Genomic DNA, 241 nt, shown 5'->3' on the forward strand with positions numbered 1-241 from the left:
GGAACGGAACCCAATGCCCAGAACTGCTTGACGAAGTCGTAGGCCATTTCGTTGATGTTGATCGGGGCCGGCACATCATAGGCCTGCCAGATCGGGAACTGCAGGTAGCGAACCAGCTTGCCCGCGTACTGCGCCAGGTTCGCCGAAGTGATCGAATACAGCGGCTTCTCGTCCGCGAACGGATCGACATAAGGGGTGCCGCCTTGGGCGTTGGTCGGCTTGTAGCTCGCCGGGGCCTTGC

1 pseudogene is annotated in these 241 nt (G+C 61.0%); it reads right to left on the bottom strand.

From position 1 onward, the window contains the following. Window positions 1–241, bottom strand: a pseudogene (locus AB4Y44_RS42945) (hypothetical protein); the annotation flags it as partial.

Origin of the sequence: Paraburkholderia sp. BR10937 (genome assembly GCF_040965695.1) — a bacterium.
In the GTDB taxonomy this organism is placed as follows: domain Bacteria; phylum Pseudomonadota; class Gammaproteobacteria; order Burkholderiales; family Burkholderiaceae; genus Paraburkholderia.